The 12,425-nt window shown below is 64.6% G+C and carries 14 protein-coding genes; 9 read left to right on the top strand and 5 right to left on the bottom strand.

Annotated features, from left to right (window positions below; translation table 11 throughout):
* Positions 1–253 precede the first annotated feature (253 nt).
* Entirely contained in the window at positions 254–1,171 is a 918-nt protein-coding gene (locus tag NKJ84_RS02960) for a LysR substrate-binding domain-containing protein (protein ID WP_352505255.1), read from the bottom strand.
* Between the two features lie 121 nt (positions 1,172–1,292).
* Here NKJ84_RS02960 and NKJ84_RS02955 point away from each other — a divergent pair, with 121 nt between their 5' ends.
* The 7 genes from NKJ84_RS02955 to NKJ84_RS02925 all read left to right on the top strand — a co-directional run bounded on the left by NKJ84_RS02955 (position 1,293) and on the right by NKJ84_RS02925 (position 6,844).
* Positions 1,293–2,612, top strand: a complete 1,320-nt coding sequence (locus NKJ84_RS02955) for an MFS transporter (RefSeq protein WP_352505254.1) — start codon at positions 1,293–1,295, stop codon at positions 2,610–2,612.
* 107 nt (positions 2,613–2,719) lie between these two features.
* Positions 2,720–3,904 carry a cell wall hydrolase gene (locus NKJ84_RS02950; RefSeq protein ID WP_352505253.1) on the top strand — a complete coding sequence of 395 codons (1,185 nt, stop codon included), beginning with the start codon at positions 2,720–2,722 and terminating at the stop codon, positions 3,902–3,904.
* Positions 3,905–4,160: 256 nt separating this feature from the next.
* Positions 4,161–4,559 carry an AtpZ/AtpI family protein gene (locus NKJ84_RS02945; RefSeq protein WP_352505252.1) on the top strand — a complete coding sequence of 133 codons (399 nt, stop codon included), beginning with the start codon at positions 4,161–4,163 and terminating at the stop codon, positions 4,557–4,559.
* Positions 4,560–4,629: 70 nt separating this feature from the next.
* Positions 4,630–5,388, top strand: a complete 759-nt coding sequence (locus NKJ84_RS02940) for a F0F1 ATP synthase subunit A (protein ID WP_352505251.1) — start codon at positions 4,630–4,632, stop codon at positions 5,386–5,388.
* A gap of 66 nt (positions 5,389–5,454) precedes the next feature.
* The gene (locus NKJ84_RS02935) at positions 5,455–5,679 is read left to right on the top strand and encodes a F0F1 ATP synthase subunit C (RefSeq protein ID WP_254820421.1); all 225 of its coding nucleotides are present in this window, start codon (positions 5,455–5,457) and stop codon (positions 5,677–5,679) included.
* Positions 5,680–5,760: 81 nt separating this feature from the next.
* The gene (locus NKJ84_RS02930) at positions 5,761–6,342 is read left to right on the top strand and encodes a F0F1 ATP synthase subunit B (RefSeq protein ID WP_352505250.1); all 582 of its coding nucleotides are present in this window, start codon (positions 5,761–5,763) and stop codon (positions 6,340–6,342) included.
* A 10-nt stretch (positions 6,343–6,352) separates the two neighbouring features.
* Complete coding sequence (locus NKJ84_RS02925; RefSeq protein ID WP_352505249.1) at positions 6,353–6,844, top strand: F0F1 ATP synthase subunit B; 492 nt, start codon at positions 6,353–6,355, stop codon at positions 6,842–6,844.
* 259 nt (positions 6,845–7,103) lie between these two features.
* Here NKJ84_RS02925 and rnhB read toward each other — a convergent pair whose 3' ends face one another.
* Positions 7,104–7,799, bottom strand: a complete 696-nt coding sequence (rnhB, locus tag NKJ84_RS02920) for a ribonuclease HII (RefSeq protein WP_352505248.1) — start codon at positions 7,797–7,799, stop codon at positions 7,104–7,106.
* Positions 7,800–7,967: 168 nt separating this feature from the next.
* A complete protein-coding gene (locus NKJ84_RS02915; RefSeq protein WP_352505247.1) occupies positions 7,968–9,122 on the bottom strand; it encodes a PA0069 family radical SAM protein in 1,155 nt (384 codons plus the stop codon).
* Between the two features lie 151 nt (positions 9,123–9,273).
* Here NKJ84_RS02915 and NKJ84_RS02910 point away from each other — a divergent pair, with 151 nt between their 5' ends.
* Together NKJ84_RS02910 and NKJ84_RS02905 are read left to right on the top strand one after the other, a co-directional pair.
* Positions 9,274–9,777 carry a glycosyltransferase gene (locus NKJ84_RS02910; RefSeq protein WP_023716858.1) on the top strand — a complete coding sequence of 168 codons (504 nt, stop codon included), beginning with the start codon at positions 9,274–9,276 and terminating at the stop codon, positions 9,775–9,777.
* 189 nt (positions 9,778–9,966) lie between these two features.
* Positions 9,967–10,941 (top strand): phytanoyl-CoA dioxygenase family protein, encoded by a 975-nt coding sequence (locus tag NKJ84_RS02905; protein ID WP_352505246.1) that lies wholly within the window; start codon positions 9,967–9,969, stop codon positions 10,939–10,941.
* Between the two features lie 33 nt (positions 10,942–10,974).
* On the opposite strand, the gene moaB is transcribed toward NKJ84_RS02905, so the two are convergent.
* Positions 10,975–11,517, bottom strand: coding sequence for a molybdenum cofactor biosynthesis protein B (gene moaB, locus NKJ84_RS02900; protein ID WP_352505245.1), 543 nt, complete (start codon positions 11,515–11,517; stop codon positions 10,975–10,977).
* The gene (locus tag NKJ84_RS02895) at positions 11,504–12,406 is read right to left on the bottom strand and encodes a 4-(cytidine 5'-diphospho)-2-C-methyl-D-erythritol kinase (protein ID WP_352505454.1); all 903 of its coding nucleotides are present in this window, start codon (positions 12,404–12,406) and stop codon (positions 11,504–11,506) included. Before NKJ84_RS02895 ends, moaB begins: the two co-directional genes overlap by 14 nt.
* Positions 12,407–12,425 lie beyond the last annotated feature (19 nt).

Raw genomic sequence — 12,425 nt, 5'->3', positions numbered from 1 at the left:
GCCGATCCGCATCGCTTGCGCACCTCGGACACCTGTTCGCCGGCCGGGAGAGATTGGCCGTTCCCTCCGCTTTTAGCCAATCTCCGACGCCGAAAGACGGGTGGGACGGCGAAGCTGCTAATCTCCCCCTCGAGCGGCCCTCGAGGGGGAGATATCCGGCAGGACAGAGGGGCGCGCGAGGGATCGCCAGCATTACTGCTTCTTCGACCGACTAAGTTATGGAGCGCCCTGCGCCCCTTTCGGCTCGTCTGCGCTAAGCCGCTTTCCTCAGACCATCCGCGTCGCCACTTCCCGGCAACGCTTCCAGCGCCGCCTGCAGCAGGATGTCGCCAAGCCGCGCCGCTATCGGATCGGGCTCGGCCTCCTTGCGGTGCAGGAACAGCGCCATCTTGGGCAAGGCGGGCAGCCCGGCGATCTCCGGCGTCATCGCCCTGACGCTGGCCGGCAGGCCGATATCGGTGCGGATCGTCAGTCCGAGCCCGGCGGCGACGGCTGCCCAGATGCCGCCAAGGCTGGGGCTGGAGAAGGCCATCCGCCATGCCAGGCCGGCGCGGTCCAGCGTTTCGGTCGCCACGCTGCGCAGCAGGCACGGCGCTTCGAGCGCCACCAGCGGCAACGGCTCGCCATCGCGCAGGCAGGTCTCGATCTGTTTTGCCGGGCCGATCCAGCGCATCTGGACGTCGGCGAGATTCCGGCTGTAGGGCAGCGTCGCGCCATTGTGCCAGGCAAGCGCGATATCGACGCTGCCCGAAATGATCCTTTCGGCAAGCTCATGGCTGCGCGCGATCCTGGCCTCGATCTTGACCTTGGGATGGGCGCGGGCGAAGCGCCCGAGCACATCCGGCAGCACCGCCTCGCCGAAATCCTCCTGTAGCCCAAGCCGTACCCAACCCTCCAGCTCGACATCGTGGATGGCGGAGGCGGCCTCGTCATTGAGCTCGATCAGCCGGCGCGCGTAGCCGAGCATGGTCTCGCCCGCGTCCGTCAGCGCCAGGCCACGCCCAGATTTGCGGAAGATCGGCGTCGCCGCCTGCTCCTCCAGCTTCTTCAATTGCGCACTGATTGCCGACGTCGAGCGGCCGAGCCGGTCGGCGGCCTTGGCGAAGCTGCCCAGCTCCATGCCGGTAATGAAGCTGCGCAGAACTTCGAGATCGAATGTCACGCGTCGCATAGCGATAATCCTGATATTTAGGACATTATGTGAAAAACTTCCTGATATTCAGTACGAAGTTATGGCGGTAGAGAGAGCGCGTCAAGACCCGAACGCAACCAGCGCATGCAGGAGCTGAACCATGTCCGCTGTCGACACACGAGCAGATTGCAAACCGCTTCGCCCGGCCGCCGTTACCACCCTGTCAGAGGCGGCGGTGCTTCGACCCAATCATCGCTGGAAGGTGCTGGGTATCGGCGTCGCCGCCAACGCCTGCTTCTCCGCGACATTCTCCGGCATTCCGGCCACGGCGGTGTTCCTACGCTCGGGCTATCATCTCTCCAATGGCGAGCTCGGTCTGGCGCTTGGCCTTCTCGGCTTGGGCGTGGCGCTGAGCGAATTGCCGTGGGGGCTGCTGACCGATCGCTGGGGCGACCGCCGCGTGCTGCTGACCGGGCTCGGCGCAACCGCGTTGTGGCTGCTCGTCATGGCCGCGCTGGTCGTGCCGTCACCAGCCCAAATTCCCGGCGTCGCGCTTCTCGCCGCTGCCCTGCTGGTCACCGGATTGCTCGGCGGCAGCGTCAACGGCTCCAGCGGCCGCGCCATCATGGCCTGGTTCGGCGAAGGCGAGCGTGGCTTTGCCATGAGCATCAGGCAGACGGCGGTGCCGCTTGGCGGCGGGCTTGGCGCGCTGGTGCTGCCGTCGCTCGCTTCGGCCCATGGCTTCACGGCGGTCTTCGGACTTCTGGCGGCTGCATCCGCCGTCTCGACCTCACTCGCCTGGCGCTGGCTGCATCAGCCGCCGGCGCACGACCATGCCCATTCGAGCAGCGCGGCAAAGCCGGCCGGCCCCGCGCCGCTGCGCAACCCGGCCGTCTGGCGCATCGCGACAGCCATCGGCCTGCTGTGCTTCCCACAGGTGGCCGTGCTCACCTTTGCTTCCGTCTTCCTGCATGATTTTGCCGGCATGGGAACAGCCGTGATCAGCGCCAGCCTGGGTGCCGTGCAGGTCGGCGCCATGGTCATGCGCGTCTGGAGCGGCCGCTATACCGACCGTCACGGCAACCGCCGGTCGTTCCTGCGTCTGTGCAGCATGCTGAGCGTGGCCGCCTTCGCCGTGCTTGCGGCGCTCGTCTTGTTTTCGGCCCAATTCTTGTCAGGCCAAGCGCCGATGCTGTCGCCGGCGATCGTTGCGATGCTCGTCGTGGCCGGCATCTGCGTCTCCTCCTGGCACGGCGTCGCCTACACCGAGCTTGCGACGCTGGCCGGCGCCAGCCAGGCCGGAACGGCGCTCGGCCTTGCCAACAGTCTGGTCTTCATTGCCTTTTTCCTGGTGCCGATCGCCATTCCGGGGCTTCTCGTGCTCTGCTCGTGGCCAGGCGTCTGGCTGGGTGCGGCTATTTGCGCGCTGATCGCCTGGCCGATCTTTCTTCCGCCAACGGACAGCCGCAAAAGCGCCTGACTTCGACACGAGATGGGAAAACAAGGTTCTAAGCTGTTAACGCCCCATCAAGGTTAATGCATCATTGTAGCTCTCCAGTGGGGTCCGTTGCGTTTCTGGAGAGTTCCGTGCATCGACGTGTTTTGACGCGGCTTGTCGCCGCCGCCGGTGAGAAAAAGCGTTCCTTCCTGTCTCCGTTTATTATTGGCCTTGGCATCTGGATCGGCTTTCCGAGTGTCGTTGCCTATCAGGACATGACAAGCCTGGTCTCCGGTCTTGAGGCGCCGAGCGTCCGCTGGAACGCCTATGTCGAGAAATCCGTCGCCGGCTCCGTTCACGCCGCCGAAATGCCCTTCCTCGATTCCAGCAGCACCGGCTCGCTCTCCGGCTCCGGCGTCCAACTGCCCGGCATCGGCGCCGTCTCGTTTCGCGGCAAGGGCGGCATCGCCGGCACGACGCCGGACGAGAACCGTATCACGCGTGCCGACAAGAAGGGCCGCATCATCGAGGTCTCGCCCGTCTCGCCGCCGAAGAACTTCAACGCCGGCTCGATCTTCGAGCGAACCTCCTCGCTGCTGCGCCCAAGCATGGACAGCGGCCTGAGGATGGCCTTCGCCAAGCCCGAGATCAAAGGCAAGGAAATTCAGATCGCGGCCTCCTTCCACACGCGCGTCGACAAGAAGCCGGATTCCGGCGTGCCGGCGATGCTTGCCGCGCTGGTCAACAACGATCATCCCGACGTGCTGGCGACCGCCTATGCCTCGTCTGCCCCCGATTACGCCAAGGCGTCGCCTTTCGAGGCCTTGCTGCAGGACGAGGACCCGAACGATGGCCGCTTCATTCCGCCCCTGAGCAAGGGCGATCATTCTTGGATGCAGACGCCGCTGCCGGCGAGCGTCTTTTCCAAACCGGAGCAGGCCTGTCTCGCCAACGGCATCTATTTCGAGGCGCGCGGCGAGTCCGTGCGCGGCCAGGCCGCCGTCGCCCAGGTCATCCTCAACCGTGTCCGAAACCCGGCCTATCCGAACTCGATCTGCGGCGTTGTCTACCAGAACGACAACTGGTTCAACCGCTGTCAGTTTTCCTTCGCCTGCGACGGCAGGAAGAAGCGGATCGACAACCCCGCTGCCTACAAGACCGCTCAGGATGTCGCCATGGCCGTCACAGCCGGCAAGATCTTCATTCCGGAAGTCGGCTCGTCGACCCATTATTACGCCAACTACGTCCATCCGGGCTGGGCGCGGACGATGCAGAAAATGACCAGGATCGGCCTGCACATCTTCTACCGCACCTATGGCGGCGGCTGGAGCTAAGCGCTCTGGCGGCCCTTGCATCTTTCCCGCGAGAGCGGCCGATGGAAGACGCATCGCCGTGGGGATTCGGCCGCAGCCCGCCGGAGACCGCGTCGGGCACGATGTCGCACCCAGGCAAGTAGCTGATTCATAACGAAAAAATACTTGAGCTCGAAGGTCCGCCCGTGGCTTGACGGGCGCGGACCCTCTAACTATGTTGCCGGCGACTTTAAGAAGCGGACGGACGGTAACGGTCTGACCGGGCAGGGGGGGTTGCGTGGCCGACAAGAATGGGCCAGACGGAACCGGCAAAACCGGCCGCGGCAAGCAGCATGAAGCCGACATCCGCGACGACGATCTTGAGCGCCGCCGGCGCGACCTTGAAGCATCGCTTGCGACAAGGCGGCCGGATCGGCTCGAGGGGAAAGACGACGCGAAAACGGGCAGTGTGGCCGGGTACGGCCAGGCGCTCAAGCTGTCCAGCGAGTTCATCGCCGGGATAGTGGTCGGTGCGGCTCTCGGCTGGTTTATTGATCGCGTGGCGGGGATATCGCCATGGGGTCTGATAGTCGGGCTGCTGCTGGGTTTTGGCGCCGGCGTGCTCAATGTCCTGCGTTCAGCCGGGCTTGTGTCGGAATTCGGAACGGGCGACAAACCGCGCGATCCGAAAGAATGAATTGAGGCGCCGCATGCCGGCGCATTGAACAGAATGCTGAAGCCGTCTGCGGCTTTGATGGGGATTTAAAGTGGCTGCTGACAAGGTCGATCCGATCCACCAGTTCCAGATCCATCCGATCATTCCGATTCACATCGGCGGCTATGACCTGTCTTTCACCAATTCGGCTCTGTTCATGCTTGCGACGGTTGCCGTCGCGGCGGCGTTTCTCTATCTCAGCACATCGAGCCGCAGCCTGGTTCCGGGCCGCCTTCAGTCGGTCTCGGAAATGGCCTATGAATTTGTCGGCAATATGCTGAGGGACGCCGCGGGCACGCAGGGCATGAAGTTCTTCCCCTTCGTGTTCTCGCTGTTCATGTTCGTGCTTGTCGCCAACCTGCTTGGCCTGTTCCCGTATTTCTTCACCGTCACCAGCCACATCATCGTCACTTTCGGCCTCGCCGCGCTGGTGATCGGAACGGTTGTCGTCTACGGCTTCACCAAGCACGGCGTTGGCTTCCTGAAGCTGTTCGTCCCGCATGGCGTGCCGGTCTACCTGCTGCCGCTGGTGGTGCTTATCGAGGTGATTTCCTTCGTCTCACGTCCGGTCAGCCTGTCGGTTCGTCTGTTCGCCAACATGCTCGCCGGTCACATTACGCTGAAAGTGTTCTCGGGCTTTGTCGTCAGCCTGAGCGCGCTCGGCGCGGTCGGCGTGGCGGGTTCGGTTCTGCCGCTGGCGATGGCCGTGGCGCTGACGGCGCTTGAGTTGCTGGTCGCGTTCCTGCAGGCCTACGTCTTTGCCGTGCTGACCTGCATGTATCTCAACGACGCCCTGCATCCCGGGCACTAACTAGGTTCCGGCATTGCCGCCGGATCGAATTTGCAACGGAATTTTAGATCCAAAGGAGTTGAACAAATGGACGCAGAAGCAGCAAAGTACATCGGCGCCGGCATCGCATGCCTCGGCATGGGCGGCGCGGGCGTTGGCCTCGGCAACATCTTCGGCAGCTATCTGGCGGGCGCGCTGCGCAACCCGTCGGCCGCCGACGGCCAGTTCGGCCGTCTGATTTTCGGCTTCGCCGTGACCGAAGCGCTGGGTATTTTCTCGCTTCTCATCGCGCTTCTCGCCCTGTTCGGCTGAATATTTGTTCGGCTGAACATTGGGAAGAATTGAACAGGCCGGCCGCGATCCTGCGGCGGGACTGAATTTCGGGGATAGTCCATGTTCGTGACATCTGCCTTTGCGCAAGAGTCCGCGCCCGCCGCAACGGAAGCCGACGCGCACGCCGCCACCGGCGTGCCTGCCGAGGCGCACGGCACGTTCCCGCCATTCAATCCGGCAACGTACCCGTCACAGCTGGTGTGGCTGGCAATCACTTTCGGGCTGTTCTACCTCTTCTTGAAACGGGTAGTGATGCCGCGCGTCGGCGGCATCATCGACGTTCGCAACGACCGCATCACGCAGGATCTCGATCATGCTGCCCGGTTGAAAAGCGAGGCCGATGCCGCCGTTGCCGCCTATGAGCAGGAATTGGCGGAAGCCAAGGGCAAGGCCAATGCGATCGGTCAGCAGGCCAACGATGCGGCCAAGGCGGAAGCCGAAGCTGCCCGCAAGACGATCGAGGCAGCGCTTGACCAGAAGCTTGGCGAGGCCGAGGCGCGTATTTCTTCCATCAAGGCCAATGCCATGAAGGAAGTCGGCACGATCGCCGAGGACACCGCTTCGGCCATCGTCGAGGCGCTTGTCGGCGGCAAGGCCAGCAAGGCCGAAATCGCGGCCGCGGTCAAATCCGTGGCCGGGTGAGGAGCGCATCATGGACGCCACATCTCTCGCGACGCTTTGGGCAACGGTTGCCCTCGTAATCTTCCTCGGCATCGCCATCTACATCAAGGTGCCGGGCATGATCGCCAAGGCGCTCGATGCGCGGGCCGACAAGATCAGCTCCGAGCTCGAGGAGGCGCGCCGGTTGCGCGAAGAGGCACAGCAGCTGCTTGGCCAATACCAGCGCAAGCGCAAGGAAGCCGAGCAGGAGGCGGCGGCCATCGTTGCCGCCGCCAAGCGTGAAGCCGACATGCTTGCCGCCGAGGCGCACCAGAAGACCGAGGACTATGTCGCCCGGCGCACCGCCTTGGCCGAGCAGAAGATCGGCCAGGCCGAGCGCGAAGCGATCGGCGAAGTGCGTGCCAGCGCTGTCGACATTGCGGTCGAAGCCGCGCGCGCGCTGCTGGCCGGCAAGATCGACGCCAAGGCCGGCGCCGACCTGTTCAACGCCTCCCTGCAGGATTTGAAGTCGAAACTGAATTAAGCGACTTCGTCGAGAAATTCATCGGAAGCCGCCGGGGAAACCTGGCGGCTTTTTTGTTGGCGAAAGCGGCAGAGCGCATAATCTCCCCCCTTGAGGGGGAGATGTCGCCAAAGGCGACAGAGGGGGGCGGTACGTCCTGGCGCGACGCCACTGGGACGAAAGAGAACGTTGACGCTTCACACGAAGGCGACCCCCTCTGGCCTGCCGGCCATCTCCCCCTCAAGGGGGGAGATTGCGCGCTCAGCCGCTTTCGCCAATCTCAATCCAAACCCGAAAAACCCTCTTCCTCCAGCACCTCGGTGCCGCCGAACCGGAACGGCGCGAAGGAGGCGCGGTGCAGCCGCGCCACCGGCCCGTGCAGATCGATTGCCGTGCGATGGCGCACAGTGGCGTAGCCCATATGCAGTTCGAAGCCGTAACGCGCATGATGGCTGCCGCAGCCGCACATCATTCGGTCGCGCAACACCTTGGCGACGATCGAGGCTGCGGCGATCGACTGCGAGCGCTGGTCGCCCTTGATCAGCGCTTTGCCCTCGCAGGGCAGGCCGGGCGGCACGTCGCGGCCGTCGGCCAGTGCCAGCTTCGGCCGGATTGACAGGCCGGCCACTGCACGGCGCATCGCCTCCAGGCTGGCCCTGAGAATGTTGGAGGCATCGATGCCTTCGGCGCTGACCGAGGCCATCGACACGGCGAGTGAGGAGCCGAGGATTTTCATGAACAGCGCCTCACGCTGCAAATGCGTCAGCCGCTTGGAATCATCGAGGCCGTCGGGGATGTTGGCGGGATCGAGCACCACCGCTGCCGCCACCACCGGCCCGGCGAGTGGGCCGCGGCCGGCCTCGTCCATCCCTGCCACCGGCCAAAGGCCTTCGGCCATCGCTCTCGTTTCGAACGAGAAGTCGGGTTTCTCGACGATTTCGAAGAGAAGCGGAGAATCGGAACGCGGGCGAGCCATGGTGCGGCGAGGTTCGCATCGGCTCCGATTCTCCGCAAGTCCCCTCCGGGTCGGGCGGGGCACCGGACCAGGAGGGGGCTACCGTCTGCAAGCCCGGGGACAGGACAGGCCGGACGGGATTTTTCGCCTTCTGCGGCCGCTTCAAAGCGGCTGGCGCGAGACGCTTTGTCACAGCAGCATCAGCTGCTCGGTTGCCTTGGCAGCGGGGACGAACTGGTCGGTCCTGAGCGAGCGCCGTTCGGCATTGAGGCCGAGCCGTTTGGCGGCGATCTCGAAACGCCGGCCGATCTGCCAGGCATAGGGGCCGGAGCCTTTCATGCGCTTGCCCCATTCCGAATCGTAGTCCTTGCCGTCGCGCATCGAACGGATCAGCGACATGACGTGGCGATAGCGGTCGGGATAGTGGCGCAGCAGCCAGTCCTTGAAGATCGGCGCGACCTCCAGCGGCAGGCGCAGCAGCACATAGCCGGCTTCACGCGCGCCCGCTGCCTGCGCCGAATCGAGGATGCGCTCCATTTCCGGGTCGGTCAGTCCGGGGATGATCGGCGCGACCATCACCGAGGCCGGAATGCCGGCGTCCGAAAGCTGTCTGACCGCCTCCAGCCGCTTGGTCGGCGTCGACGCGCGCGGCTCCATCGTTCTGGCCAGCATCCTGTCCAATGTCGTCACCGACAGCGCCACCTTGGCCAACCCTCGCTCGGCCATGCGCGACAGAATGTCGATATCGCGGATCACCAGTGCCGATTTGGTGACGATGCCGACCGGATGGCCGCGCGCCTCCAGAACTTCGAGGATCTCGCGCATGATCCGGTATTGCTTCTCTATCGGCTGATAGGGATCGGTGTTGGTGCCTATGGCGATGGTGCGCGGCTGGTAATTGTCCCTGGACAATTCCTTGTCGAGCAACCGCGCCGCATCCGGCTTGGCAAACAGCTTCGATTCGAAATCCAGCCCCGGCGACAAGCCCATGAAGCTGTGCGTCGGCCGCGCGAAACAATAGACGCAGCCATGTTCGCAGCCGCGATAGGGATTGATCGAGCGGTCGAAGGAGATATCGGGCGATTCGTTGCGGGTGATGATGGTGCGCGGCTTCTCGACCTGTACCTCGGTCCTGAAGGGCGGCAGCTCCTCCAGCGAATTCCAGCCGTCATCGAACACATGCCGGCTGACCGGCTCGAAACGGCCGGACGGATTGATGCCCGCCGACCTGCCGCGATTGCGGTCCGGACGGACGCGCATGCCGCTCTGCTCGATCATCGCATTCGCCATCTCGGCCCTGCCAGCGCCGAAGGCGGCAATGTCGGCACGCACGATCTGTTCCATTTTGGCCCTTTCCCAGGGACTATCCGCCCGCTGTCGAATCGCTCTGCTCATGAATGTATTCCTATCGCATCGATGAGAACAAAGCAAGAACTTTCTCGCGGCGCGCCGCAAAAACTGGCGCTGCCCACCGCTTTCCGCTATTCGGCTAAACATGCTCAGCGTCCTGATCGAAACCCTGAATGACGAGGAGGGCCTTGCCCGCACGCTCGCCTCGCTGATCGGCGGCGCGGTCGAGGGCGTGGTGCGCGACGTTCTCGTCTGCGACACCGGCTCGACCGATCAGACGCACCGCGTCGCCGAACATGCCGGCTGCCACTATGTCAGCGGCGGCATCGCTGCGGGCATCAGGCAGGCCAAGGGCGACTGGCTGCTCTTGCTGGAACCGGGCGCGCGGCTGGGGGAGGGCTGGATCGACGAGGTCGTCGCCCATACCGCCAGGCAAACCATGGCGGCGCGATTTTCGCGGGCACGCGGCAGCCGCGCGCCCTTCCTGTCACGCGTCTTTGCCGGAAATCGCGCTCTCGCCGAAGGCTTGGTGATCAGCAAGCGTCAGGCCGCCGCGCTATCAAAGAGCGCCCGCAGCGCCGAAGCGATCGCCCGCGGCCTGGCGACCAGGAGGCTCCACGCCGAGATCTGGGTGGCGCCGCGGAAGTGACGGCTTACCATCCCGGCCTAGGGAATGCCGCCCAAGCAAATTTTCTGGCGGGTCGTCGCTTATTGTGCATTGCACAAAATCTGGCCGGGGGTTACCATTCCCTGCGAAACGGGCGAATGGGTTTGGGGTGTGCCGGAGCGGCGGCGACGACTATCGTCGATGCTGTTCCATCGACATTTGAGGACCCCGATGACCCTTTCAAGCCCCGACAAGTCCGGCGCTGCAAGCCTCGAGGCGATCGCACGCAACGGCGGTACGCTGCGCCGCATCGCCGCCCGCATCCCGACCTATCTTTCCGACCTTCGCGAGAATCCGGCATGGCTGCCGATGTTCATGCTGGCCCGCACCATGCCGGCGCGGCGCCTGCACTGGCGCGGTGCAAAGCCCGTTCCGCCGGCGCGCAATGTCGGTGAAACGATGTTCGCCGGCGTCGATCGCGATGCCGTCGTCGGCGGGCTGCGGACGGAGGGGCTCTATTCGGGCCTGATGCTGCCGGCCGCCATCCATGAGGAGATTGCCCGCTTCGCCGAGCGCACGCCATGCTTCGGCAATTTCGACCGCCGGCTGGAATTCCTGCCCGAAAAACACGCCGATGCCGAAAAGCATTTCGGCCGCCCGCTGCTCAGCGGTCACTATTTCGAACGGGTCCTCGACTGCAACGCTGCGGTCGCCGTGCAGCGCGATCCGCTGCTTCTCGATATCGCAGCGCACTATCTCGGCAGCCAGGCCAAGCTGATCACCACCCGCGTCTGGTGGAGCTTTCCGACCGGTGGCGTCTCGGACGCCGACAAGAACATGGCCTCGCTCGGCAAATACCATTTCGACCTCGATGACTGGCGGATGCTGAAGTTCTTTTTCTACCTGGTGCCGGTCGACAACGACACCGGGCCGCATGTCTATGTCCGCGGCTCCCACAACCGCCGCATCCTGAAGCATCAGCTGACGCTGCTTGTCGGCCATTCGGCGGAGGAGGTGCTGGGCGTCTATGGCGAGCAGAGCCCGGTCACGCTGACCGGGCCGGCCGGCCTCGGCTTTGTCGAGGACCCGTTCGGCTTCCATATGGGCACCGTGCCGACGCGCACGCCGCGGCTGATGATGGAGGTCGGCTTCGGCGTGTCGCCGCCCTCGCGCCGCCGTTTTCACGGCGAGCCGGTCATTCGCTAAACCGAGGTCGCTTGGCTGATACCTTGGCTCGCCTCAGCCGCGCCGCAAATGCTCGTCCAGCCGCGGCATGATCTCGACGAAGTTGCAGGGCATGTGCCGGTAGTCGAGCTGCGGCTTCAAGATGCCGTCCCAGGCGTCCTTGCAGGCGCCGGGCGAGCCCGGCAGCACGAAGACGAAGGTGGCGTTGACGACGCCGCCGGTTGCCCGGCTCTGGATCGTCGAGGTGCCGATCTTGTCGTAGGATATGCGGTGGAACACTTCGGAAAAGCCGTCCATGCGCTTTTCGAAGATCGGCTCCAGCGCTTCCGGCGTCACGTCGCGGCCGGTGAAGCCGGTGCCGCCGGTGGTGATGACGACATCGATCGCTTCGTCCCTTGACCAACCTAGGACCGTGTCGCGGATCTTGTCGCGGTCGTCGGTGACGATGTCGCGGGCGGCGAGGATGTGGCCGGCCTCGGCAATACGGTCGGCCAGCGTCTGCCCGGATTTGTCGTCGACGAGGCTGCGCGTATCGGAAACGGTCAGTACCGCGATGCGCACGGGAACAAAGGGGCGGCTCACGTCAATCCTGGCCATGGGCATCAGCCTCCGATCTCACGCTTCGCGTCGCCGCGACAAACCAGTCGGGATGGCGGCCGCGGATATCGACGGCCGCGCGCTTGGCCACGTTGCCGGTCTCGAACAGCCCGAAGCAGGTGGCGCCGGAACCCGACATCCTGGCAAAACCGGCTCCGGCCTTGTTAAGCACGGAAAGCGCCTTGCCGATGGCGGGCTGGATTGCACGCGCCGCAGGTTCGAGATCGTTGCGGGTGATCTCCAGCCAGTTGCGGATGCTGTGGAAGTCGAGGCTGTGCGGCAGCGGCGGCAGCGCCGCATTGTCGCGGCGGCCAAGCGCCTCGAACACGTCGGCCGTCGAGACGGCAGTGCCGGGATTGACGAGCACCAGACCCAGCGCCGGGAAATCCGGCACGAGTGTCAGCTCGTCGCCGACGCCGCGGGCTATCAGTGGCTTAGCAGCGAGGCACATCGGCACGTCGGCGCCGAGCGACAGGCCGATCCGCGCCAGTTCGGCATCGTCAACATCAAGTCCCCAGGTCTGGATCAGGGCGCGCAGCACAGCCGCCGCGTCGCTCGATCCGCCTCCGACACCGGACGCGACCGGCAGGTTCTTTTCGAGCCGGATGGCGACAGCCGGCGCGTGTTGGGAACCGGCCTCGCGACGCAGTGCGTCGCGCGCTCTCACCACCAGATTATTGTCGTCGACCGGCACCGCGGAGGCGTATTTGCCGGACACGGAAAACCCATCGCTGTCGGCAAGTTCTGTCTCGATGCGGTCGCCGAAGCGCGTGAACACAGCCAGGCTTTCGATCATGTGATAACCGTCGGCGCGCCGGCCGGTGACGTGCAGCGCGAGATTTATCTTGGCGTGCGCATGCAATGCCCGGAGGCTGGCCTCGGCGTTGATTGGCTCGGCCGCGAGGGGG

This window comes from Mesorhizobium sp. M0048 (assembly GCF_040323405.1).
GTDB lineage: Bacteria > Pseudomonadota > Alphaproteobacteria > Rhizobiales > Rhizobiaceae > Mesorhizobium.
Note: the sequence above shows the minus strand (reverse complement) of the source record. Positions and strands in the feature narration are given on the sequence as shown.

Excerpts from the sequence above, each read along its gene's own strand:
- NKJ84_RS02960 (WP_352505255.1), bottom strand. The coding sequence starts at position 1,171 with ATGCGACGCGTGACATTCGATCTCGAAGTTCTGCGCAGCTTCATTACC.
- NKJ84_RS02955 (WP_352505254.1), top strand. The coding sequence starts at position 1,293 with ATGTCCGCTGTCGACACACGAGCAGATTGCAAACCGCTTCGCCCGGCC.
- NKJ84_RS02935 (WP_254820421.1), top strand. The coding sequence starts at position 5,455 with ATGGACGCAGAAGCAGCAAAGTACATCGGCGCCGGCATCGCATGCCTC.
- NKJ84_RS02930 (WP_352505250.1), top strand. The coding sequence starts at position 5,761 with ATGTTCGTGACATCTGCCTTTGCGCAAGAGTCCGCGCCCGCCGCAACG.
- NKJ84_RS02925 (WP_352505249.1), top strand. The coding sequence starts at position 6,353 with ATGGACGCCACATCTCTCGCGACGCTTTGGGCAACGGTTGCCCTCGTA.
- rnhB (WP_352505248.1), bottom strand. The coding sequence starts at position 7,799 with ATGGCTCGCCCGCGTTCCGATTCTCCGCTTCTCTTCGAAATCGTCGAG.
- NKJ84_RS02915 (WP_352505247.1), bottom strand. The coding sequence starts at position 9,122 with ATGGAACAGATCGTGCGTGCCGACATTGCCGCCTTCGGCGCTGGCAGG.
- NKJ84_RS02910 (WP_023716858.1), top strand. The coding sequence starts at position 9,274 with ATGCTCAGCGTCCTGATCGAAACCCTGAATGACGAGGAGGGCCTTGCC.
- NKJ84_RS02905 (WP_352505246.1), top strand. The coding sequence starts at position 9,967 with ATGACCCTTTCAAGCCCCGACAAGTCCGGCGCTGCAAGCCTCGAGGCG.
- moaB (WP_352505245.1), bottom strand. The coding sequence starts at position 11,517 with ATGGCCAGGATTGACGTGAGCCGCCCCTTTGTTCCCGTGCGCATCGCG.